Source organism: Parajatrophihabitans canadensis, from assembly GCF_053764775.1.
On the sequence record NZ_CM132445.1, the window covers coordinates 2,032,523 to 2,056,213 of the forward strand.

General features: G+C 63.0%; 18 protein-coding genes. 12 read left to right on the top strand and 6 right to left on the bottom strand.

Features of this window, described 5'->3' with window-relative positions:
* Positions 1-60 precede the first annotated feature (60 nt).
* The 3 genes from ACSMXN_RS09990 to ACSMXN_RS10000 are packed head-to-tail and all read left to right on the top strand — an operon-like array spanning position 61 to position 3,589.
* A complete protein-coding gene (locus ACSMXN_RS09990; protein WP_022912510.1) occupies positions 61-1,392 on the top strand; it encodes a hypothetical protein in 1,332 nt (443 codons plus the stop codon).
* A gap of 2 nt (positions 1,393-1,394) precedes the next feature.
* Positions 1,395-2,270, top strand: a complete 876-nt coding sequence (locus ACSMXN_RS09995; protein WP_035943245.1) for a PD-(D/E)XK nuclease family protein — start codon at positions 1,395-1,397, stop codon at positions 2,268-2,270.
* Positions 2,267-3,589, top strand: a complete 1,323-nt coding sequence (locus ACSMXN_RS10000) for a beta-eliminating lyase-related protein (protein ID WP_022912512.1) — start codon at positions 2,267-2,269, stop codon at positions 3,587-3,589. The genes ACSMXN_RS09995 and ACSMXN_RS10000 overlap by 4 nt, the downstream gene beginning before the upstream one ends.
* Here the strand turns inward: ACSMXN_RS10000 and ACSMXN_RS10005 are convergent.
* From ACSMXN_RS10005 to ACSMXN_RS10015, 3 genes are all read right to left on the bottom strand, one after another.
* Positions 3,586-4,428, bottom strand: coding sequence for an alpha/beta fold hydrolase (locus ACSMXN_RS10005; protein WP_022912513.1), 843 nt, complete (start codon positions 4,426-4,428; stop codon positions 3,586-3,588). The genes ACSMXN_RS10000 and ACSMXN_RS10005 overlap by 4 nt on opposite strands.
* A complete protein-coding gene (locus ACSMXN_RS10010) occupies positions 4,425-5,606 on the bottom strand; it encodes a hypothetical protein (protein ID WP_022912514.1) in 1,182 nt (393 codons plus the stop codon). The genes ACSMXN_RS10005 and ACSMXN_RS10010 overlap by 4 nt, the downstream gene beginning before the upstream one ends.
* 119 nt (positions 5,607-5,725) lie before the next feature.
* Positions 5,726-7,345, bottom strand: a complete 1,620-nt coding sequence (locus tag ACSMXN_RS10015) for a DEAD/DEAH box helicase (protein ID WP_022912515.1) — start codon at positions 7,343-7,345, stop codon at positions 5,726-5,728.
* A gap of 248 nt (positions 7,346-7,593) precedes the next feature.
* Here ACSMXN_RS10015 and ACSMXN_RS10020 point away from each other — a divergent pair, with 248 nt between their 5' ends.
* A complete protein-coding gene (locus ACSMXN_RS10020; protein ID WP_027139249.1) occupies positions 7,594-8,244 on the top strand; it encodes a ferritin-like fold-containing protein in 651 nt (216 codons plus the stop codon).
* 28 nt (positions 8,245-8,272) lie between these two features.
* On the opposite strand, the gene ACSMXN_RS10025 is transcribed toward ACSMXN_RS10020, so the two are convergent.
* Together ACSMXN_RS10025 and ACSMXN_RS10030 are read right to left on the bottom strand one after the other, a co-directional pair.
* Positions 8,273-8,500 (bottom strand): DUF3107 domain-containing protein, encoded by a 228-nt coding sequence (locus ACSMXN_RS10025; protein ID WP_022912517.1) that lies wholly within the window; start codon positions 8,498-8,500, stop codon positions 8,273-8,275.
* 181 nt (positions 8,501-8,681) lie between these two features.
* Positions 8,682-9,323, bottom strand: coding sequence for a TetR/AcrR family transcriptional regulator (locus tag ACSMXN_RS10030; protein ID WP_027139250.1), 642 nt, complete (start codon positions 9,321-9,323; stop codon positions 8,682-8,684).
* A 134-nt stretch (positions 9,324-9,457) separates the two neighbouring features.
* Here ACSMXN_RS10030 and ACSMXN_RS10035 point away from each other — a divergent pair, with 134 nt between their 5' ends.
* The 6 genes from ACSMXN_RS10035 to ACSMXN_RS10060 all read left to right on the top strand — a co-directional run bounded on the left by ACSMXN_RS10035 (position 9,458) and on the right by ACSMXN_RS10060 (position 19,804).
* Complete coding sequence (locus ACSMXN_RS10035; protein WP_196811204.1) at positions 9,458-10,450, top strand: alpha/beta hydrolase; 993 nt, start codon at positions 9,458-9,460, stop codon at positions 10,448-10,450.
* 4 nt (positions 10,451-10,454) lie between these two features.
* Complete coding sequence (locus ACSMXN_RS10040; RefSeq protein WP_196811205.1) at positions 10,455-11,549, top strand: DUF3152 domain-containing protein; 1,095 nt, start codon at positions 10,455-10,457, stop codon at positions 11,547-11,549.
* 144 nt (positions 11,550-11,693) lie between these two features.
* Positions 11,694-12,854, top strand: coding sequence for an adenylyltransferase/sulfurtransferase MoeZ (gene moeZ / locus ACSMXN_RS10045; RefSeq protein WP_027139251.1), 1,161 nt, complete (start codon positions 11,694-11,696; stop codon positions 12,852-12,854).
* Between the two features lie 28 nt (positions 12,855-12,882).
* On the top strand, positions 12,883-13,203 hold the full coding sequence (locus tag ACSMXN_RS10050; protein WP_022912522.1) for an MGMT family protein: 321 nt from the start codon (positions 12,883-12,885) through the stop codon (positions 13,201-13,203).
* Positions 13,204-13,289: 86 nt separating this feature from the next.
* A complete protein-coding gene (locus ACSMXN_RS10055) occupies positions 13,290-16,430 on the top strand; it encodes an ATP-dependent DNA helicase (protein ID WP_022912523.1) in 3,141 nt (1,046 codons plus the stop codon).
* Entirely contained in the window at positions 16,427-19,804 is a 3,378-nt protein-coding gene (locus ACSMXN_RS10060; RefSeq protein WP_022912524.1) for an ATP-dependent DNA helicase, read from the top strand. Before ACSMXN_RS10055 ends, ACSMXN_RS10060 begins: the two co-directional genes overlap by 4 nt.
* Positions 19,805-19,821: 17 nt before the next feature.
* Here the strand turns inward: ACSMXN_RS10060 and lhgO are convergent, their stop codons facing one another.
* Positions 19,822-21,027 carry an L-2-hydroxyglutarate oxidase gene (gene lhgO, locus ACSMXN_RS10065; protein ID WP_022912525.1) on the bottom strand — a complete coding sequence of 402 codons (1,206 nt, stop codon included), beginning with the start codon at positions 21,025-21,027 and terminating at the stop codon, positions 19,822-19,824.
* 65 nt (positions 21,028-21,092) lie between these two features.
* Here lhgO and ACSMXN_RS10070 point away from each other — a divergent pair, with 65 nt between their 5' ends.
* Together ACSMXN_RS10070 and ACSMXN_RS10075 are read left to right on the top strand one after the other, a co-directional pair.
* On the top strand, positions 21,093-22,499 hold the full coding sequence (locus tag ACSMXN_RS10070; RefSeq protein WP_027139253.1) for a dipeptidase: 1,407 nt from the start codon (positions 21,093-21,095) through the stop codon (positions 22,497-22,499).
* A 159-nt stretch (positions 22,500-22,658) separates the two neighbouring features.
* Entirely contained in the window at positions 22,659-23,627 is a 969-nt protein-coding gene (locus ACSMXN_RS10075) for a hypothetical protein (protein WP_155958298.1), read from the top strand.
* The last annotated feature ends 64 nt before the right edge of the window (positions 23,628-23,691 follow it).

Here is a 23,691-nt window from a genome sequence, read left to right on the forward strand (position 1 = left end):
CAGCTGTAAGACCCGAGGAGATTTGCGTTCTGCAAATCGCCCGGCCGATAACGTGAGGTCATGATGCGCTTTCGCACTGCCTTGTTCGGCGTGATAGCCGCAGCTGGTCTGATGGCGGTCACGAGTGGTGTCATGGCCGGTCCGGCCTCGGCCGACGACCTCAGCGATGCGATCACCAAACTGCAATCCGACAATCTCTACGTAGCCGGCGACATAGGCGACATCAAGGTGTCTGAAGACAGCGCCCGTGCCTCGCTCGCCGGAACCAAAGTGAAGGTTGCCGTCCTCGGATCGACCGCGGGAGATCCGACCGCGCTGGCGAAGCAGATCGGTCAGGCCGTCGGCGGCGATGTCACCGTCGGCGTGTTCGTCGGTACGAGATATGGGGCTGGCTCGAACTATCTCGGTTCGGGGTGTGCCGCGGTCTCCATCGACCGCGCAGTAACGGAGAACCTGACTCAGCTGAAGGCGACGAAGGACCTGACAGCAACAATCCAGCGCTTCGCACAGCTGGCATCAACTGCGCCAACGTCGAGAAGCTGTACCTCGACCGGCAACGGAAACACGGGCGGATCGTCCGGTGGCGGTAGCTCCAATGGTTCATCCGGTGGTTCAAGCGGCTGGGCCATCCTCGGCGTTTTCGGGTTATTGGGAGCCGGAGGCATTGGCGCTCTGCTTTGGAGGCGCAAGCGGAAGGACAAGCAGGCCCTAGCAGACGCCCGGGCGGCCATTCAGCCGTACTACGACCGCCTCGCCGCCGATATTGGTTCGCTGCAACCCGCAGACAATATGACCGCTCGGCAGGCGCTTGCTGACGCATCCGAGCGCTTCAACTCGGGTGGCTCGCAGCTCGCTTCTGCGAACTCGTTGGCGCAGTTGGGCGGCGCCAGGCGTTCGATTCTCGAGGGTTTGCAGGCTACGCGAACTGCGCGCACCGCGCTTGGGCTTGATCCTGGGCCGGAGTTGCCACCGCTTGCCGAGACGACTGCTCCGCAGCTGACTGAAGCACAACAGGTCAACGTCAACGGTCAAAACATCCAGGGCTATCCGCAATATCAGCCAGGCGCTCCGTATTACTTTGCGGGCGGTGGCGGTTATGCCGGTGGCTGGTATTCCGTGCCGTTTTGGCAGACACTCCTCATCGCCGAGGCGCTTTCGCCAGGTTGGGGCTGGGGTTTCGGTGGCGGGTGGGGCGGCTACGGCTACGGATCGGGTTACGACAGCGGCTTCAATCAGGGCTTTGAGCAGGGCCAGCAGTCCGATGGCGGGGCAAACTCCTCGGGTGGCGACTGGGGCGGTGGTGGCGGCGACTGGGGCGGCGGCGGCGGTGGTGGCGACTGGGGCGGTGGTGGCGGCGACTGGGGCGGCGGCGGCGGTGGTGGCGACTGGTGAGCATGATTGATGCCGACAAGCCTGAGCAGCTCGAACTGAGCGGGCTGCCTCGACCGTTGTTTCAAGCGACACCGTCGAAGCTGGCCACCTACGACTGCCCGCGGCGCTATCGCATGACTTATATCGACAGGCCCTCTCCGCCTAAGGGGCCACCGTGGGCGCACAACACGATGGGTGCAGCCGTGCACGTCGCTTTGGCGCGATGGTGGCAGCTGTCACCGACAAGCCGTTCTCCTGAAGCGGGCGCTCATCTGGTTCGCCAGCATTGGCAGACAGACGGGTTCGCCTCGGCCGACCAGGCACAGGCTTGGCGTGATCAAGCAGCGGCCTGGGTCAGCGAGTATTTGAGCGACGAACACGCTCGTCGGCCCGAGGCCGTCGAACCTCGCGGAGTCGAGCGCACAGTCGCCGCGCGAACTTCGATCTTGGCCATATCAGGCCGGGTAGATCGCATCGACGAGCGTGACGGCGAACTCGTAATCGTGGACTACAAGACGGGGCGCTCCAGGCTGGACGCCGATGACGCGCGCGGCTCGCTCGCTCTGGCGCTGTATGCCGTCGCCGCGGAGCGCACTTTGCATCAGCGCTGTCGGACTGTCGAGCTGCACAACATTCGAACCGGGCACGTTGCTGCGTTCGAGCACACTGAGGAATCATTACAGCAGCACATCGGCCGTGCTGAGCAGACTGCGACAGACATTGTCGCGGCACGTGACACCGTTGCCGGTGGAGCGGACCCGGTCGAGGTATTCGAACCGAACCCAGGTCCGTCCTGTTCGTGGTGCGACTTCCGCCGAAATTGCCGCGAGGGTCAGTCGGTATCGCAGCCGAAAGACAGCTGGGCCGGGCTTGGCGTCCTGGAGTCAGACTTGCCATGACGCTCGGTGAACGCGACTGGGTACCTCGCCCCACTGCCTCGCTCGTCAGACACATCGCGGCGAGAACGGCGATGGCAGACATCAAGTCAACTAGAGATGAACTCGTTCGCCTTGTTTTACTGAATCATCAGATCCACGATGTGGAATGCGTCAACCTCAATCCTGCGACCAACGTGATGAACCCCCGAGCCGAAGCGATGCTGGCTTCTGGTCTCGGGTCACGGGCATCGCTTGGCTATCCCGCAGACAAGTACGAGTTCGGGCTCGACGCCATCGAACAAATTGAAATCATTGCGGCTGCGCTCGCAGCTGAGACCTTTGACGCACGGTATGCAGAGGTTCGCGTGAGTTCCGGCGCGCTCGCGAATCTGTATGTATTCATGGCAACTTGCTCGCCGGGCGACGTCGTTATCGCGCCGCCCGCGGAGCTCGGTGGCCACGTGACGCATCATGCCGAGGGGGCCGCCGGTCTCTATGGCGTCCGAACGATATCTGCACCCGTGTCCGCCAGCGGGTACACCGTCGACGTCGTCGCCCTGAAGGAGTTAGCTCATCGAGTTTCACCGAGGCTGATCACCCTTGGCGGGAGCCTCAATCTCTTCCCGCATCCCGTTTCTGCAGTTCGAGAGATCGCCGATGCGGTGGGTGCCACGCTCATGTTCGATGCTGCCCACGTCTCAGGCATGTTGGCCGGCCGGGTTTGGCCGCAGCCGCTGACCGAAGGCGCGCACGTCATGACCATGAGCACCTACAAGAGTCTCGGCGGACCGCCTGGTGGGCTCGTTGTGACCAACGACGCCGATCTTGCCGAGCGCATTGAGGCCATCGCCTACCCGGGTCTGACGGCAAACTTCGACGCGGGAAGAGTTGCCGCGCTAGCGGTCTCGCTGCTCGACTGGAAAGCTTGCGGGTCGGCTTACGCATCGACTATGCAGGCGACTGCAGCGGCATTGAGCGACGAACTGTTGCGATTGGATGTTCCGGTTTTCAGCGTGCCCGCCGGTGCGACGAGCTCTCACCAGTTTGCGATCAGGGCGGAGTCCTTCGGCGGCGGGCAGGCGGCGGCCGGGCGTTTACGTGAGGCGAACCTACTCGCCAGCGGAATCGGCCTGCCGACCGCAGACGTCGTGGGCGATTTCAATGGCCTGCGGATAGGAACGCCCGAGATTGTCAGGCTCGGCATGGGTATTTCGGATATGCCAACCCTGGCTTCCTTCATCGCGCGGGGCTTGGACTCGGCGGTTGCTACGGCCGGCGTCGCCAAGGACGTTACCGAATGGCGCAGCCAATTTACCGGAGTGCATTTCGTCGCTGACTAGTCCGATTCGGCAGGGTGTTGCCAGAAATCGAGCAGAGCTGTCGAAGTAGCCGACGGGTTCTCCACCGCAGGTGAATGCGCGGCATTCTGTATCACAAAGACCCTCGCTCCGAGGCGAGCCGCCATCTGCGATTGCACTTCGGGCGGCCACGCATCATCGTCCACGCCGAACAGCACCGCCTTCGGCAAGCCAAGGCGACCGAGGTCATCGGTAAGATCCGGGGCATTGCGAAGCTCGTCGGCCATGGTCTGCAATCCAACTGGGTCGTTGGCCAAGAAGCGCGCGCGCAGGAAGTCGAGAAGTGCCTTCGGTGATTGCCGGAATTTCGGATCAGCCTGTGATTGCAGCGAGACGTGTTCCCACAAGCCAGCTAGTCCTTGCTCTGCCAACACAGGTTCGGCGGCTTGCAGCGCTGCGCGCCGTTGACCGCTGATTTCGGCTGGACCGGAGTCCATGAGCGTAAAAGTGTCAAACAGCTCAGGCTTGGCAAGAACGGCGGTTCGGCACACCAGACCACCGAACGAGTGCCCGATCAGGTGCAATGGCTGGGGACCAGCGCGCAGTTGCTCAGCAATTTCAACAACATCGAGGGCCAGCGCCTCGATCCGATAGCCATCGGCCGACTTTGCCCAGCTCGATTCGTACTGTCCGCGTTGATCAATCGCCACGGCGCGATGGCTAGCAGCAGCCAGCGGCCGGAGCAGGGGCATGAAGTCTTCTTTGCTGCCGGTGTACCCAGGGACGAACAGCGCCGTTGCACGAATTGGCATTGCGTCGCGCCACCGGTCGTTGGTGATTGCGGCGATTGCACCCGTCGCTATCGAAAAATCACTTCTCACGAGTAATACTCCGTCGTTGTTCCTGCTAGGAGCAGGCCAGCACCGATGGCGAAGGTTGACACCCCGGCGGCATAGGGCAACGTTCCTCCGGTAGCAGCAACGACTTGCTGTTCATGTCCGTCGACGATCTGGTGCAGGACGACCTTACCGTTGTCCGTAGCAGAGACGAGGTCGTCATCGAGGATTGTCGTGGGGCCGGCGGATGGGGCCGTCCAGGATATTTGGCCCGTCGTGGAGAAGCAGAAGATCACGCCGATGTTGATCGCTTCGAGGCTTTTGTTGTTTGCGTCGGCGCCTTCGACCGTGGTCTGGGAGCGTGGCAGCGCTGTCAGCGCGGTCGCGATACGGCTCTCCATCGAGGTCGTTCCACCGGCGGCGGCGCCGGTAAGCGAGAACTTCTTGCCTGCGACACCCTTGTCGGAGGAGTAGATCGTCGCCTCGGTGGAGGACGGATCGGCAGCGGCTACGAACGCGCCCGCTGCGATCGGAACGTAAGGTCCCCCCACGTTTATCGTCCACTTCGCGGACTCGTCACCGTCAGTGAGATCGTGGAGTGCGAGATGGTTCTGTGTGCCGCAGTGATAGCTGAACAACACCCCGATGGAACCTCCGAGCGCTCTGTCTACTCTGCAGCCCGCGGGTGCTGTCCATAGCCAGCGGTCAATTCCACCGGCGTTGTCGAAGGCGTGCACAGTGGTCGCGGAAACGACCAAGACCACATTCGAGGTGCTCGAAACTGAGAGTGCACCGTCGTCGGTAAGGGTGCGATAGAACTTGGGTACACCGGTTGCCGTGACGAAACCGGTAACTTCGTCGCAGTTACCGTCGCGGTTGTAAAAGGCGATGGTCGATGCATCTTGCTGAACTACCGCGCAGACATCCTCGTCGGACCGAGTGTAGTGCCAGCGCACAACGCCGGTCCGGGCATCGCGGCCGTTCACGGTGTGCCCCGCGTAGGTGACGACGATGCCGTTTGAGTACGGATTTCCTCCAGCAGGTCGTTCGTCGCTGTGCCACTTCATTGCTAGGGAACTTGCTGTGTTCGCAGCGGGAATCGTGGGGGGAGCGGCGGCCGTGATATGGGAGACCTTGTTCAACTCGCCATGGGCATAGATCAATTTGACTGCGCCGAACAGGAGAAGGACCACCACGGTCAGAATTGCTGCATAGATCTTCATCGCGCGACGATTACGCCTGCGGTACGACGACAGCGCAGGATGCTCAGACGGCAGAGGTGGACGCTGTGGGATCGGTGCTTGCATCACGTCCTCTGGCGGGGCCACACTGCCGTCCTGACTTAACTTGCGGAGTTGCTGCGGGAAGCGGCAGCCGCGGCGGATGCGCCATCGCTTGTGGTTATCGTGTCCGATACCGAACCCGAGCCCGAACCAGAACCGGAACCAGCACGCGTTCGCCTGCGACGTCGATTCCGGTTCGCGGGAGCGTTGCGGTCGCTGGCAGTCGCGGTACTCGAATCGCCCGGGGCGGCGGGTGTTTCCGAATCCGCAGCAGTCCTGCTTCGCGAGCGTGATCGAGACCGGCCAGCAGGCGAGCTCTCGGCAGCCGACCCGTCGCGATGGCTCGTTTGCCGGCTTGCCTTCTTCTTGGGACCACCCAGATCCTCTACCAGTTCGGCGTCCAGCCCTGCGCGGGTTCGCTCCTTACGCGGCAGGACACCCTTCGCCGACGCTGGAATGCCAAGCTCTAGATACAAATGCTGCGAGGTCGAATAGGTTTCCGGTGGCTCATGGAAAGGCAGATTGAGCTGATCACAGATGAGCTTCCATTTGGGCAGGTCGTCCCAGTCCACCAGGGTCACCGACACGCCTGACTTGCCGGCGCGGGCCGTGCGACCGATGCGATGTACGTAGGTCATTGCGTCTTCGGGGCACTGATAGTTGATTACGTGAGTGACGTCATCGACGTCCAGACCGCGTGCGGCCACGTCTGTTGCCACCAACACATCGACTTTGCCGGATCTGAATGCGCGGAGTGCCTGCTCACGGGCCCCCTGCCCTAGATCGCCATGCACTGCGCCCGCGGCGAACCCACGCTCAACCAGCTCGTCTGCAATTTTCTGAGCGGTTCGTTTGGTTCGGCTGAAAATCATGGTTAAACCGCGTCCCTCCGCTTGGAGGATGCGAGCCAACACCTCAACCTTGTCCATGGCATGAGCCCGATAGGCAAATTGCTCCACGTGTTCGGTCGCCGGTATTTCGGTATCGGATTCCGCGCGGATCTGCATCGGTTGATTCAAGAACTGCCGGGCCAGTGACACGATCGGCCCGGGCATCGTTGCCGAGAACAGCATCGTTTGCCGACCTGCGGGCAGCATCGCCATCAATTTCTCGATATCCGGAAGGAATCCGAGGTCCAGCATCTCGTCAGCCTCATCGAGAACAAGGCATCGGACGTTACCCAGCTGTAGGTGACCCTGTTGGGACAGGTCAAGCAGCCGTCCGGGAGTCCCGACGACCACGTCTGCCCCGGACCTCAGCGCCTCGATCTGCGGCTCGTAGGCGCGGCCGCCGTAGATGTTCACGACCTTCGCGCCAAGCTTCTTTCCCGCCGTGCTCAGGTCACCGGCGACCTGTACGGAAAGCTCTCGAGTAGGGGCGATGACAAGGGCCTGCGGCGCGGCGCCCTTCTCGCTCGGCATGTTGATACGGTTGAGAAGCGGAACGCCGAACCCGAGGGTCTTGCCAGTACCGGTGCGGGCCTGACCAATCAGATCCTGGCCTGCGAGCGCAATCGGTAGCGTCAGCTCTTGAATGGCGAACGTGTGTTCGATGCCAACCGCTTTGAGCGAATCGATGATTTCCGGGCGGATTGCGAAGTCCGAAAAAAGCGGACTCTCGGGTTTCACAGGTGCTGTGGCGGCGAGCGGAGCGGCTGACTCAGAGGCAGCGTCGGTCATGTGGTTTATCCAATTCTGCAAACAGGTGCTGTTTCGAGTGGGCACCTGCGGTGCGGCCGTACTGCCGGCCGCCAGCGCGGCAGAAACCCGCTAGGACGTGAGGCCGACCGATCGATATGGCTGGCGACTCCGGGCCAGTCTACCGCCCAGCTAACCTCCGCCCGGTCATCTGGACGCTAGCGTGGCCGACGGCGACACTCTTTTTCGAACGCTTACGGGTATTTCCACCACACAGAGACGCGAGGCCAATGACGGACGGCAATCAAGCGGCGATCCTGGATCTGCTAGGCGTTCTTGCCTACGGCGAGCTGAGCGCCTTCGACCGGATGGCTGCCGACGCTCGGATGGCGCCGACGATGGCGCAGCGTGCTGCGCTGTCGGAGATGGCGGCCGTAGAGATGGGTCATTTCCGTAAGCTGACCGACCGCATCACTTCGATGGGCGCCGAGCCTTTCCAGACCATGGCGCCCTTTGTGGTGACGTTCGAGACATTTCACGCCCGGACGGAGCCTCGTACCTGGGGCGAAGCCCTCGTAAAGGCATACGTGGGTGACGGCCTCGCCGCAGATTTCTACCGCGAAGTAGCAGCGTTCGTCGACGACTCGACGCGCCAGTTGGTGACCGAAGCGCTCGCCGATGCCGGAAGCTCGGCGTTTGCGGTCCGTGAGGTTGGAGCGCTGATAGCTGCCGACCCCACCGCCGCATCACGGCTCTCGCTATGGGGACGTCGACTGGTAGGCGAGGCGATAAGCCAGACGCAGCGTGTCGCGGCGGAGCGAGACGCCCTCACCCAGTTGATCGTCGGTGGAGTGGGCGGCTTGGCAGAGATCGGTCAGCTCATAGATCGAATAACGACTAGGCATACGGAGCGGATGACCGCAATCGGACTCTTCAACTAACCGTCCGGCTCGGGGAGCCAGGCAGCGCTCAGCCTGCGACGAAACCAACCCGGCGCACGTCTGCCTGTGCGATCTCGACGTAGGCGATCAGGTTCGCCGGAATGATTACCTTGCGCCCGCGCTCGTCGGTCAATGACAGCTGACCATCGACGCTCTTGAGCGCGGTCGCTACCAGCTCTTCGACCTCGGTCGGAGTCTGGGTGCTCTCAACCGTGATCTCGCGGGGGGTGTGCAACACGCCGATCTTGACCTCCACGAGAAGCCTCCTGATATTCCATGTCCGATTACCGATGTCCTGGGCCGACCACCTGGCCGGATCACTTCACGCTAGCGGAGCCACCGTAGGAAAGCCGAGCCGGTGCGCTGCGCTCTGAGCGAACGTCGTCGCCGCCGCCCATCCAGCGAGCTCGAAATGCTCACGTAGGGAGCTGGAATGCTCACGTGGGGGAGGAGGCATGCAGTGGAAAGTGCGAGATACCACGCCACTGCAGGGTTTCCAGCAGGCGCACGGCCTCCGCCTTGGAGACCGGCCGATCCGCGTCGAGCCACCATGTGGCCGCGATCTGAGCAGCCCCGGTCAGCGCGACACCAAGAAGTTCGGCCTGGGGACGGGACAGGCCGGTGTCAGCGGCCACGGTGTCTGCCACGGCCTGCATCGTGAGCCGTGCGACTCGATCGACACGTTCGCGCACGGCGGGTTCGTTGCCCAGGTCGGATTCGAAGATGAGCCGGAACGCGCCATCGTCGCCTCGGTCTTCCCCATCGACGAAGTCGAAATACGCGGTCATCACGTTGTGGATGCGGGCCCGGTTGTCGTCGGACTCGGCCAGCGCGTTGCGAACGCGACCGACAAGCTCCTCGGCGTGCGTGTCCAGGAGCGCGAGATAGAGGTCGAGCTTGCCCGGGAAATGCTGATAAAGCACGGGTTTGGAGACACCCGCCCTGATGGCGATGTCGTCCATCGCGGCGGCATGGTAGCCATTGTTCACGAAGACCTCTTGGGCTGCCGCGAGCAACTGCTTACGCCGCGCGGATCTCGGCAGGCGTGCCCCCCGGGACGCGTCGACGGTGTCGGTCATGACGACCCTTCTGCTGGTACCCGAGCACACCACCCGGTGCTCGAGCTGACGTTGCGGAATCTTACCGGTCAGTAGTCTGGTGGCTGCCATCGCGGCCAACCGGCCCTCTATGAGAAAGCGGGTGCGGAACGATCATGAGTGCTGCGGCGCCACGCATGGCCGAGTTCGCGTCGCCCGCGGACTACCCGGTCGGCGAACCTCACCCTGAGCGCGCCCCTTGGCCAGGTGAATTCCACACCCTCGAAGGCGCCGACATTTTCGTGCGGACAACGCCGTCAAAGAACCCCGAGGCGGAGCCGGCGCTTTACGTCCACGGCCTCGGCGGGGCGTCGACGAACTTCACCGATCTGGCAGATTTACTCTCGCCTTGGTTTGACGGACGCTCGCTCGACCTTGCCGGCTTCGGTCAATCCGGGCCGCCGCTGGCCGACGATTATCGACTCCACAAGCATGCCGCGATAGTTGTCGCATACCTCGAGACGTCAGGGCGAGGCCCGGTTCATCTGGTCGGGAACTCGATGGGTGGCGCCATCTGCATCGAGGTCGCCACGACCCGTCCGGATCTGGTCAAGACACTCACGCTGATTTCGCCTGCAGTCTCTGACTTCAGGATACGAAAAGGCAGCGCTCTGCTCATGCCGCTGTTGTTGGTACCGGGGCTTGGCTCCCAGGCGCTCAGCAGGATCGATCGCAGTACACCGGAGCGACGCGCTCAGGCCGTGATCAAACTCTGTTTCGCCCATCCAGAACGAGTTCCGCCGAATCGACTTGCCGAGGCGGCCGCCGACATCGGTGCCCGGCGGAAACTGCCCTGGGCGCATGATGCGTTGCTGCGGTCGTTTCGTAGCCTGGTGCGCGGTTACCTAGCGATGGGTGAGCGTTCCGCGTGGCGTCAGATGGCTGAAATCAAGGCTCCCACTCTGGTCGTCTGGGGTGCACGTGACAAACTGGTGCACGTGTCCAATGCCCCTCGGGTGGCGTCTGTGATTGCGGACTCGACGCTGCTGGTGCTGAACGACGTAGGCCATACTGCGCAACTCGAAGATGCCAGGAGCACGGCTCGGGCGATTTTGTCGCTCTATCAGCGCGCAAATGACGGGCGTGATCCCAACCGTGTGGGAGCCTGACGAGGTGAGTCACCCCTCGGCGCCCGAACGGGATCGGCAGCTGGCCGCGAACCGTCGAACGGCGGCCGCTGACAACCGAAGCACGGCGACTCGCAGTACGGCGAACCGCAGTTCGGCGGAGGATGCGCGCCAACCGAACGGTGCCGCGCGGAACTCGCGCAGCGCTGGTCGCCAACAGGCGTCCAAACCTTCTGCGGCCAGACATTGGCAGCGCTTCGCAGAGCGCTACGGCTGGCGGGCCTACGCGCTTCCCATCCTGGTGGTGCTGACGGTCCTGGCGCTCGCCACGACCAATTCGCCGAAGTCGGTCAAGCACGCCCTCAGTGGCGGTGGAGGTGGCGACACCTCGAGATCCAGCGTTGCGGCCTCGGGGCCGTCGGTGGCCGCCTCCAATGAACATCTGAAGTCCGACAACCCTGGTGCGAGCGCACTGAACGGAGTGTTGCCAGCGCTGGCGCTACCACCTGGCGCGGCCTATACGACGACGGGCAAGGGCACTTTCGCCACTATCCCTGGGACTTCGAAGGTGATCGGGTCCGGGACGGTCCACAAGTTTTCGGTCGAGGTTGAAAACGGCGTGACGGGCGTCGACCTCAATAGCTTCGCGAATACGGTGGTGACCGCCCTGAGCAATCCGCAGTCGTGGATAGCGGACGGCAAGACCGCTCTGCAGCGGGTCGACTCCGGGCCGGTCGACTTCCACGTCACGCTGGTCTCGTCAATGACCGTTCGCCAACTGTGCGGCTACGACCTGCCGGTGGAGACCTCCTGCTACGACGGAAGCGATGCCCGGGTGGTCTTGAACGTCGCCCGGTGGGTGCGCGGCGCCAAGGCGTACTCGAGCGACCTGGCCACCTATCGCCTCTACGCGGTCAACCACGAGGTCGGCCACGCACTGGGTCACAACCACAGTCATGAGTGTCTGGCAAGTGGAATCGCGCCTGTGATGATGCAGCAGACCATCGGTACGAAGACTGCCTCCGGGGCGATCTGCCAGCCGAATCCCTGGCCGTACCCGACTGGAGTGAAGGACGCGCCTGGACCAGAAGAGCCGGGGGACGGGCCAGACCTGCAGTTTTTTCAGCGCAACTCGTCCTGATGCCGGCTGCCCGACACCGCCGGCACAACTAGATCATGGACAATGGGAATCGCTGACCGCGGTCCCGACGTTGTGACCGAGGATGTATTCAGTACAGCTCACCGCGGGGTCGTCAACACCCCGCCCTCGGAAGGACCTGACTTCGTGTCTCTACCGCCGCTGGTGGAACCAGCCGATGAACTCACCATCGATGAGGTTCGGCGCTACAGCCGCCACCTGATCATTCCCGACGTTGCCATGGCCGGTCAGAAGCGCTTGAAGAATGCCAAGGTGCTCTGCATCGGTGCCGGTGGTCTCGGCTCGCCCGCGCTCCTCTATCTAGCAGCGGCAGGTGTCGGCACGCTCGGCATCGTCGAGTTCGACGTGGTGGATGAGTCCAATTTGCAGCGGCAGATCATTCACGGCCAGTCAGATATCGGCCGGTCCAAGGCTCAGTCCGCGCGCGACTCGGTCCTCGAGATCAATCCGCTCGTTACAGTCAACCTGCATGAAGAGCGCCTCGACACCTCGAACGTGTTGGAAATCTTCAACCAGTACGACCTGATCGTCGACGGCACGGACAATTTCGCGACCCGCTATCTGGTCAACGACGCCGCTGTGCTGCTCGGCAAGCCATACGTCTGGGGCTCGATCTATCGATTTGAGGGTCAGGTCAGCGTCTTCTGGGACAAGTACGGCCCGAACTACCGCGACTTGTACCCCTCTCCACCGCCGCCTGGAATGGTCCCATCGTGTGCTGAGGGCGGCGTGCTCGGCGTCATCTGCGCGGCAATCGGATCAGTCATGGTCAACGAGGCCATCAAGTTGATCACGGGTATTGGAGAAACGCTCGTCGGGCGCCTGTTGGTCTTCGACGCTCTGGATATGACATGGGATGAGATCAAGATCCGCAAAGATCCGGCTACCGAGCCAATCACCGAGCTCATCGATTACGAGGCCTTCTGCGGCGTGGTCAGTGAAGAGGCCCAGCAGGCTGCCGCAGGTTCGACGATTACCGCCGCCGAACTAAAGGAGCTGATCGACGCCAAGAAGCCGATCGCCCTGATCGACGTAAGGGAGCCGGCGGAGTACGAGATTGTGTCCATCCCGGGATCGACCCTGATCCCGAAGGACCGGATTCTGCGCGGCGAGGCGTTGTCCGAACTCCCGCAAGATCGTCAGATCGTCTTGTACTGCAAGACGGGCGTTCGTTCCGCTGAGTCACTAGCGGCAGTAAAGGCCGCAGGCTTCGCCGACGCGGTACACGTGCAAGGCGGTGTGATCGGCTGGGTCAACCAGGTCGACCCCTCCTTGCCGTCCTACTGATCTGGCTCCTCCTCCTCCTGACGCCACGATGATTGCGGGTTCCGCTTCGCTAGCCGAGCGTGTGTTTGCCTGTGTGGAATCAATACCCCCAGGCAGAGTGATGTCCTACGGCGACGTTGCCGAGTACATCGGCGTGAAATCGGCTCGGGTCATCGGTCGGGTGTTGGCCACCGAATCGTATGACGGTCTGCCCTGGTACCGGGTCTTGCACGCCGACGGCACCACTGCAGGACACATCCGTGGCGAGCAGTTGGCGTTGCTTCGGGCTGACGGCGTGCCGATCCGAGGCGATCGTGTCGACATGAAGGTCGCCCGCTGGGACGGAGGCGTCCCGTCCACCGCCTCCTGATGGCCCTCGAATTCTAGGTGACGGCGTGGGTTGGCGGCGTGGGTCGGTTCCGCGGAACTGTCGGCACTTTGTGATGTGATGAAGGGGTGCCGCAGAACCCGACGTTTCGCCTGACGCGGCCACCGCGACTCACACCGCGGCCGCCTCTGTTGGACGCCGACCAGCACCGGGTCGTCGACCATGATCACGGGCTTTTGCGTGTCCTGGCTGGTCCGGGCACGGGCAAGACCACCACCCTCGTCGAGGCTGCGGTGGACAGAGTCGTTAACCGCGCCGTGCCGGTCGAGAATCTGCTACTGCTCACTTTCTCTCGAGCTGCCGCCGGTGAACTTCGTGATCGGGTGACAGCGCGACTGCAACGCACGGTCTCTGAGCCAGTGGCTCGCACTTTCCACTCCTATGCCTTCGGTATTGTCCGCCGCTCGGCCGTCCTCACTGGTGAGCCAGCACCTCGGCTGTTGTCAGGTTCGGAGCAAGACGTGACCCTTCGTGACCTATTGGCGGGTCGGCGCATCGACGGTAGGGAGGGTTGGCCCGCTCACCTTTCTGCCGCAAGTGAGACTCGAGCTTTTACCGATGAGTTGCGCGAACTGTTGATGCGGGCGATCGAACGAGATATCGCGCCTGCCGAGCTCGCGGCATATGGCACTAAGCATGCTCGGCCGGACTGGTTGGCTGCGGCCGAGATACTGGATGAGTATCTGGACGTGACCGCACTGAAGGCCCCAGGCGCGTTCGACGCCGCCGAACTCATTCAGCGCGCGAAGGCTGAGCTGTTGGCCAATCCGCAGTTGCTGGCCGCGGAACGGGCAAGCCGCCGCCGAATTTTCGTTGACGAGTTTCAAGATGCCGATCCTGCGCAGATTGACTTACTGCAGCTGATCGCGGCTGGTGCAGACGAACTAGTAATCATGGGGGACCCAGACCAGGCGATCTACGCCTTCAGAGGTGCCGATCAACACACCATGGGCGAGGTCGACTCGCTATTCGAAGGACTCTTCGCCTCGGCCACCCCGACCTTGTTTGACCCTCAGATGCAGACCGTCACCTTGTCGGTCTGCCGCCGGAGCGGATCGACCCTCTTAGCTGGCTCGCGTCGGATTGCGGCCAGGCTCGGCGGCGGTCTGGTTCGGCATCGGATGCTCGGCGCTGACGCGTCGCTGGACGACGGTGAGATATCCGTCGCCGTCTTCTCGTCGGCTTCGGCCGAGGCTGCCCACTTGGCAACGGTGTTGCGGCGAGCACACATAGAAGCCGGCGTTCCGTGGTCGCAAATGGCGGTAATCGTGCGGTCTGCCGGCTCATCCGCCGACAGCCTGAGGCGCGGCTTGGCCGCCGCGGGTGTGCCGGTCGGGCAAGCGGTGCGCGGCGCGCTTGTCGATGAGCCAGCGATCGCGCACCTGCTAGTGCTATTGAGCTGCGTTGCGCGCCCGGCGGAGATAACGGCTGAGGACGCGGAGCTGCTTCTTAGTGGGCCGATTGGCCGGGCGGATCCACTTCAGATCTTGCGGATGCGACGGCATCTGCGCAGAGCCGCGGGCGCCGATACGACCTTGGCGTTATTGCTCACCGAACCCGGCGCGAGCGCGCTCGTTCCGCCCGGAGTACGACGCCCAGTCGAACGCGTTCGAGCCGTGATCGAATCCGGGGACTCGGCTGCATCGTCGAGTGCTGCCGCGGAGGACATCCTTTGGGCGGTCTGGAACGCCAGCGGTGTCGGCGCCCGGCTGGAACAGCGAAGCCTTCTTGGCGGAGCAGACGGTGCACGAGCGGATCGCGATCTCGACGCAGTGCTTGCATTGTTCGACGAAGCTGCCAAGATCGCCGAACGTTCGCCCGGCGGCGGCGTGGATGAACTGTATCGCTGGGTGACCCAATTGCAGATCACCGACAGCGGGACCAGCACGCCACGCGCCGGTGGCGAGGTGGTCACCATTCTCACTGCGCATGCGAGCAAGGGCCGCGAGTGGGACGTGGTCTGCGTTGCAGGTGTACAAGAGGCTAGCTGGCCGAATCTGAAACAACGAGGTTCCCTTTTGGGGGCAGATCTTCTAGTCGATCTGCGGGCAGACCGAGCGCCGATCGCGACGGGTCTGCTAGGCCAGCGACTGGCGGAGGAGCGTCGGCTGTTTTATGTGGCTGTGACTCGTGCGCGCCGATCGCTCGTGGTGACCGCGTTGGCCACCGAGGACACCCAGCCATCGCAATTCCTCGAAGAACTTGCTCCGTTACCCGATGGAGTCGACGTGCGGCCCGTTCAGACAGGCAAGCGGGCCTTTGCCCTTCCGGGCATCGTGGCTGAACTCCGGGCCGCGATGATGGACGTGCGTACCACTGAGCCCGATCGACATGCGGCTGCCGAACAGCTTGCCCGGCTGGCACTCGAAGGTATCCCCGGCGCACACCCGGATGAATGGTGGGGGCTGGCTGAGCTGTCGACCTCGGCACCAATCCGTCCGGTCTCTGGGGGCCTGGTTCCCATCCGCCCGTCCAAGTTCGAGGCATATTCCGATTGCGAGCTAAGGGCGTTGCTGACCGAAGTAGGCGCAGTGGACGCGACTGATGAGGCCGCGGCATCGCTAGGAACCCTCTTGCACTCGGTGGCCGAACAGGCGCCGCTCGATGCGACCGTGGAGCAGCTCGCGGAGCTGCTCGACGAGGGCTGGTCGAAGCTTGACTTCGGCGCGCCGTGGCATGCGATCAATGAGCGTGGCCGGGCGGAACGGATGCTGGCCGAATTGACCCACTGGCTGAGGACGAGCCGGGCCGAGCTGACCGAGGTTGGTCGGGAACTGCCGTTCCGAGTAGAGGTCGGAGATGTCTTGCTTTCCGGCAAAGTCGATCGGCTTGAGAAGGATGAGTTTGGCCGCCTTGTGATAGTCGATCTGAAGACGGGCAAGAACAAGCCAAGCAAGAACGCGGTGGCTGAACATCCGCAGCTCGCCGCGTATCAGCTCGCGGTGCTCGAGGGTGGTTTTACCGGTGACGCTCCGGCAAAACCCGGCGGCGCACGGTTGGTGCAGGTCGGTGCCGCTACCCCCGGCGAACAGCGTCAACCGGCGCTGACCGACATGAGCGATCCCGAATGGGTACGCCGCGAACTCGCGCGGATTGCCTCGGTGCTGCGAGGCAGCACGGTGATGGCGCGGCCGAGCAGTGGGTGCACGAGGTGCCCGGTTCGCAATAGCTGTCCGGCGCAGAGCGATGGAATGCAGGTGACCGCATGAGCGTGGCTGAGCCGCTGATACTTCAGGTACCCGCCAGGCCGAACCGAGAATTCGTCAGGTTCAGTCCGGCGGCAATTGCGGAAATGGTCGGTGGCTACCCGCCTACGAGCGAACAGACGGAGATCATCCAGGCGCCGATGCGCCCAGGAGTCGTCATCGCGGGTGCTGGGTCAGGCAAGACCGAGACGATGGCGGCACGTGTCGTCTGGCTTGTTGCCAACCGTCTCGTGTCTCCAGAGCGAATCCTCGGTTTGACCTTCACCCGTAAGGCTGCTGGAGAGCTACAGCAGCGTATCCGGGCACGTTTGCGTACGTTCTACCGTGCGGACAACCAGGTCGCTGAGCCCATCGGCGAGCCGACCGTGCTCACCTATGCCGCCTACGCTGGCCGCTTGGTCGACGAGCACGCAATGCTAATCGGCCGAGAGCCTGGCGCGCGTCTGCTTACCGAGGCCGCGAGATGGCAGCTCGCGGATTCAGTGGTGCGACGCTACGACGGCTCGTTCGAGGTCGAGCCAGGTGTGGTATCGACTGTGACCGAACGGACCTTGGATCTGGCCGGGCAGCTTGCCGATCACCTCGCCGAGGCCGACGAAGTGCGCGCGCTGACGACCAAGATCCGCAATCAACTGGATCCGCTGCCGAAGGGCCAGCGCACGCGAAAGGAATGGCCGGAGTACGTCGACAAGCTGCGCTCCAGCCTCATGAAACGCACAGACCTGCTTCCGCTGATCGAGCGTTTCGATGAAGCCAAGCGACGCGTCGGAGCGATCGACTTCCCAGATCAGATGGTGCTTGCCACCGAATTGGCCAGCTTGCCGGCGGTGGCCGCAATAGAGGCATCTCGGTATGACCTGATATTGCTGGACGAGTACCAGGACACCGGCCACGCGCAGATCGAGATGCTGTGCGCGTTGTTCGCTGAAGGCCAAGCGGTGACAGCCGTCGGAGACCCGCTCCAGTCGATCTATGGCTGGCGCGGTGCAAGCGCGGCGAACATCGGTCAATTCGAACGCCGATTCCAGAGTGGCGATGGCCAGGCCGTCCAACGATTCGGGTTGTTGACGAGCTGGCGCAATGATCGGCGCATCCTAAGTGCTGCCAATCGGATCGCCGAACCTCTTCGAAACCCGGGTGATGGACCGCTTACTGAGCGCCCAAACGCTGGGATCGGTCGCGTGGCAATCAGTTTCCAGCCATCGGTTGTCGAAGAGGCGATCTGGATCGCCGAAACGCTCAAACGAGAATGGCTGCAGCGTGAGCATCCGGACTGGACAGACGGCCAACGCACGCTTGCTGTGCTGGTACGCAAGCGGTCGGGGATCGCCACCATCGCGCAGTCGATCCGCGAAGCAGGCTTGCCCGTGGAGGTCGTTGATCTGGGTGGACTCCTGACGCTGCCAGAGATCTCCGACATTCGCGCAGTGCTTCAGGTACTCGCCGACCACAATGCCGGCGGTTCGCTAGGTCGCTTACTGACCGGGGCTCGCTGGCGTATCGGCCCCGCAGATCTCGTGGCCCTTCACGAGCGGGCACGGATGCTGGCGGGCCAGACAAGCCGCTCCCTACAGTCGAGCGACGCGCGCTCCTCGGACGATCCACTGAGCCTGATACCAGACGACCCCGATCGATCCGATGGTGCTTATGGTGCTTCGCACGACGACGATGAACGAGTAGATCCCTCGCTGATCGAAGCGCTCGACGACCTTGGCGACGAACGGTCGTATTCGGCGGAGGGGTTTCGTCGTCTCGCGGACTGCGGAACGGTAATTCGCCGCCTGAGACGACGCCTGGAACTGCCATTACCTGATCTGATCAGCGAGGTCGAGTGCGCGCTAGGGCTCGACGTCGAGGTCGCGGCTCGCTCCGAAGCATCTGAGGCCGTTCTCGGGGACCCTGGTCGGGCAAATGTGGATCGCTTCATTGATGAAGCCGCACGTTTTGTCGGCGAACGTTCGGGCGGCGATCGGGTGGCCGGCTTATCTGCCTTTTTGGGGTATCTCAAGGCGGCTGAAGATGAGGAATACGGCCTCAAACCCGCAGCAACCGAAGTCCAGGCTGAGCGCGTTCAGATTCTGACCGTGCATGGGTCGAAAGGGCTCGAATGGGACGTCGTCTGCGTGGCTGGATTGATCGAAAAGGGGTTTCCCGACCAGGCGAAGAGCCATGATTGGGCGAGTACCCCTGCGCTCCTGCCTACGCCGTTGCGGGGCGACCGAAACCACATGCCGGAGTTGACATTCCTCGGTTGCGCGGACCGATCGGACGCCGAGGAGCGCGTCAAGCAGCATCGTGCAGAACTGACGGCGCGTCACCTCCTTGAAGAGCGGCGCCTGGCTTATGTGGCATTCACTCGAGCGCGAAAGGCGCTCTACGTCTCGGGTGCGGCTTGGGGGTCCGGCAGCACCGTACGGGTGCCTTCGGTGTTTCTTGAAGAGTTAAGGGGTCTTGCCGAGGGGGGCACTGTCGAGGTTGATCGATGGCATGTCGTCAGTGAGGGCGAGACGAATCCACTTCAAGCCGCTGATCACGCCGTGTTATGGCCGGCGGACCCACTAAGCCCGGCGCGACGCGTTGCCCTGGAATCTGCCGCAGAACTCGTTCGGCAATCGATGGCTCGCCAAGCTGTGTCGCCATCCTCCCGATCGCTGCCATCGTCGATGCCTGCCATTGCGAGGCGGGCGAGCGCGGACCTGAGCATCGCCGAGTCCTGGCAACGCGATGTCGACCTGCTTCTTGCCGAGCACCGCGCCGCCGGTGGGCCCGGCGAGGTGGTCGTCGCGATGCCGGATCAACTGTCGGTCACCGAGGTCGTGGAACTGGCTCAGAATCCAGAGGCTTTGGCCAGGCGACTCCGGCGTCCGCTTCCACATCGCCCGGCGAAACAGGCCCGGCGTGGCAATGCGTTCCATCGGTGGCTGGAACAGCGATGGGCCGCGGAGACCTTACTGGACATCGACGAACTTCCCGGTGCTGTCGACGAACAGATCGACGATCTCGAACTGGAGGAGTTCAAAGCGAGGTTCGAAACGAGTGCGTGGGCCGACCAGACACCGATCGCCGTCGAAGTCCCTTTCGAGATGTCCTTTGACGGGCGAGTGGTTCGCGGTCGGATGGACGCTGTGTTTCGAGAGCCGACAGGCCGATTCGTCATCGTCGACTGGAAGACCGGCAGCCCCCCTGTCGGCGCAGAGGCTCGTGCCAAAGCTACCCAGCTTGCTCTGTACCGGTTGGCGTGGGCAGAGCTGCAGGGCATTGGCGACTCCGACCTAGCGCTGGTCAGCGCGGCGTTCCACTACGTGGGAGCCGATGTCACGGTCGCGCCGGCCGATCTCCTGACGGCTTCGCAGTTACGCACGCTGCTAAATGGCTGACCAGGGCACCCCGACGATCAATGGTTTCCAGCCATAGCCAGCGAGGCGATGTGCTGGCCGATCTCCAACGAGCTGGTTGCAGCTGGCGATGGGGCGTTGAGGACGTGGACGTTGCCGCCCTTCGTCCGGATCAGGAAATCATCGACCAAGCCGCCGTCCGGGCGTAACGCCTGGGCCCTAACTCCCGCTGCAGAAGGAATGAGGTCATCGGCGGTGATCTCGGGTACCAAGCGGGCGAGGCTCGCAGCGAACCGCTTCTTGGACAGCGATCGAAGGACCTCCATCAAGCCCGGTCGCATGTTGTGTTGCGCAAGTCTCCAGAATCCGGGATAGCTCAACACGTCTAGGAGGTCTCGCGGCCGGACGGTCTGCCATCGGTAGCCCTCGCGCGCCAGCGCGAGCACAGCATTCGGTCCAGCGTGTACGCCGCCGTCCACCATCTTGGTCAGATGCACACCAAGGAACGGAAAATCCGGATCCGGAACTGGATAGATCAGGCCCTTCACCAGATAACGACGTTCGGGCCTCAGCTCAAAGTACTCGCCGCGGAAGGGGATGATTCGTGAGGTTTCACCTTCGGAATTTGTCCCATCGTCAAGGGCAGCGATCCGGTCGGCATGTAAGCCCGCGCAATTGACAACCACATCGGTCTCGAATTCATCGCCGGTCGTCCTGACGATCGTCACAGATCCGCGTCGATCAAAACCGATGACCGGATGCCCGAACCGGACGTCGCCGCCACCTGCCGTTATCTCTATCATGAACGCGCCGCACACCGCCCGATAGTCGGTAATCGCGGTGCTGGCCACATGGACTGCGCCGACCGAGGCGATATAGGGCTCGTACCCTCTCGCCTCCTCCGGTCCGATGAGGCTCACCGGAATTTGATTGGCGATACCCCGCTCGTACAGCCTCTTCAGTCCTGGAAGCTCGTCCGGCTGTGTCGCGTTGATCAGCTTGCCGGTGGCGATGACGGGTATGCCGTGTGCTTCGGCAAATGCGGTCATCGAGCGCGCCCCGGCCCGGCACATCACGGCCTTTGCTGATCCGGGCGGGTAGTAGATGCCGGAATGTATGACCCCGGAATTGCGGCCGGTCTGATGTAACGCCGGCTGAGCTTCCTTCTCGAGTACAGTCACCGCCGCCGCAGGATCTTTTCTCAGCAGCGCGCGAGCGGTGGCCAGACCGAGAATTCCGGCTCCGACAACCAGGTAACGAGTCACTGTGTAATGCTCCTCTAGGTGCGCTCGGGCGTTGGAATCCCGAGCCCGAAGGCTAGCCTGAGTGCGTGACCGATGTGCGCACCTTTGTGACCGAAAACCAAGCGAGCCTCTTGGCCGATCTGGATGCGTGGCTGCGAATACCTGGCATCAGCGCGCAGCCCGAACATCACGACGCGGTCCACCGCAGCGCCGAGTGGCTGGTCGACGCCTTCCATCGCACCGGATTCCCCACAGTTGAGATTTGGCCGACTCGAGGACTGCCGGCGGTCTACGCCGAGTGGCCAGCCGAGGACGCCACCGAGAACACGCCGACAGTGCTCGTTTACGGGCATCACGACGTCCAGCCGGTAGATCCGATCGAATTGTGGAATACCGATCCGTTTGTACCGACGGTCGACGGCGCAGTGCTGCGTGCCCGGGGCGCGTCAGACGACAAGGGCCAACTGCTGTTTCATCTGCTCGGACTGCGGGCGCATCTGGCTGCAACTGGGCGTAGCAGTCCTGCCGTGAACTTGAGATTCCTTGTCGAGGGCGAAGAGGAGTCAGGTTCACCCAACTTTGAGCAGCTGCTCGCCGAACGGGCGGATCGGCTGGCCAGCGACGTCGTGGTGATAACTGACACGGGGATGCTGGCAGAAGACATTCCGAGTGCAGTCACCGGCATGCGTGGGCTGGTATCGGCCACTGTGAACTTCCACGGACCTGATCTTGATCTGCACTCCGGATCATTTGGCGGCGCGGTTCCCAACCCCGCTATCGCAATCGCTCGGTTGGCTGCAGCCTTTCACGACGAAGGGGGGCGAATTCAGGTTCCCGGCTTTTACGACGATGTTCTGGCCCTGACCGACGATGAGCAGCGATTGATCGCCCGCGTTCCCTTCGACGAAGCAGAATTCTTGGCAACCAGCAAGTCCAGAGCTTTAACCGGCGAAGTCGGCTTCTCTACTTTGGAACGGCTCGGTGCCAGGCCTACCGCCGAGGTCAACGGCATCGGCGGTGGTTACCAGGGAGACGGTACGAAGACAATTGTTCCGAGTGACGCCTTCGTGAAACTCTCCTTCCGCCTCGTCGCCAATCAGGACCCCGCGGCGATCCGGGGGGCCGTAGAACGATTTGTAGCCGCACATACACCGGACGGAATCGAGCACAGCATCGAGTGGGAGGGCGACGGAGTCTCACCCTGTGTCGTGGGCATTGACACGGCCGCGTTCGGCGCGCTGTCCCGAGCGATCTGCGCGGCCTTCGATACTGACGTGGTGCTACCGACCCGAGAGGGCGGGTCGGGACCGGAAGCTGCCATAGCCGATGCGATCGGCGCGCCGCTGGTGTTTCTTGGGGTTGGGCTACCCGACGATCAGATCCATGCTCCGAACGAGAAGGTAACCATTTCGATGTTGTACAAGGGAGCCGAGGCAGCCGGTTACCTCTGGCAGGAATTCGCAGCCGTTGGCCGACTCGGGCTCAAGGGCTAACCCCGCAATGAGTGAGCATCGCAGGGAGCGCCAGCGACCGAGGAGCGGAGCGATTGGCGACTCGAGTGAGCATCGCAGGGAGCGCCAGCGACCGAGGAGCGCAGCGATTGGCGACTCGAGTGAGCATCGCAGGGAGCGCCAGCGACCGAGGAGCGCAGCGTGACTGGTCCGGATTGGCAGCCAGAGACTTGGCTTGCGCCTCAGCCCCCCGGTCCCGGGCCGGAATGGTCTGCCCCTCCCGTCGCCGGATCGACGACAGGTTGGGATTCCAACGGGAGCTCCGGGCACAACTCGGGTTGGGGTTCGCCGCCACCGCCACCACCGCGTAGGCGAGCGGGGCTCTGGATCGCGGTGGCGGCAGTAGTGGTCGTCGTCGTGATCGTCGCGTTTGTCAACGCTCTGCGGACGGGTGGCAACAAGTCCGAGAACAGCGTGGGGGCGCCGTCAGCGTTGCCCGGGCCCAATCCGACCGCAGCCGTTCCCACACCGGGTCCCAGCTCCGGGGGGGGCGGTGGGAGTTCTGGCGGTACGGACGTCCCCGCAGTGGCCTGCCCGACGATTCGTGACGAGGAATCGCATCTCTCCTACAACTGCATCGACAACTACCTCCGGCAAGGCGTTGCGAACAATTACCTTGGCCTGCGGATCTCGCTGGACCACGAAACCGAAGTTGGATGGGTCATCAGCGAGGGCTCGGGTAACCCGAAGAGCGTCATTGTCAACCCCTCCACCGGCATCGTGGCCTTCCGGCAGGGCCCTAGCGCGGTTCCCTCCAACGGTTCGATTCCGACCAGCGCTCCGCCGAGCCTGGCCGACGTGCAGACCGAGGTCCAGCGCCGCACCGAGAATGCCTTGGCTCAGGCTTACGGTGACGGTCCCTCGCCCAAGACCTTGGCAGCGCATACGCAGACGTTCTCCGGTGCCACCGGCTACGAGCTCGTCACGGAGATAACGATCAACCCCGCCTTCCGTGCCGCGAACAACATCAAGGCCCAGACCGAGCGGCTCTGGGTGGTCGGGGTCCCGACAAGTGCCGGCGTCAGCATCTTCATGATGTCGATACCCGATGACCGTAAAGATCTATGGCCCAAGGCTGAGGCGACGGTCGCTACCATCAAGATCATCTGAGGGCGTGAGACAGCCGCTCCCTGTTACTCCCGGGTGGCTGGGCAGCCAACATTCCGGGCGCTGG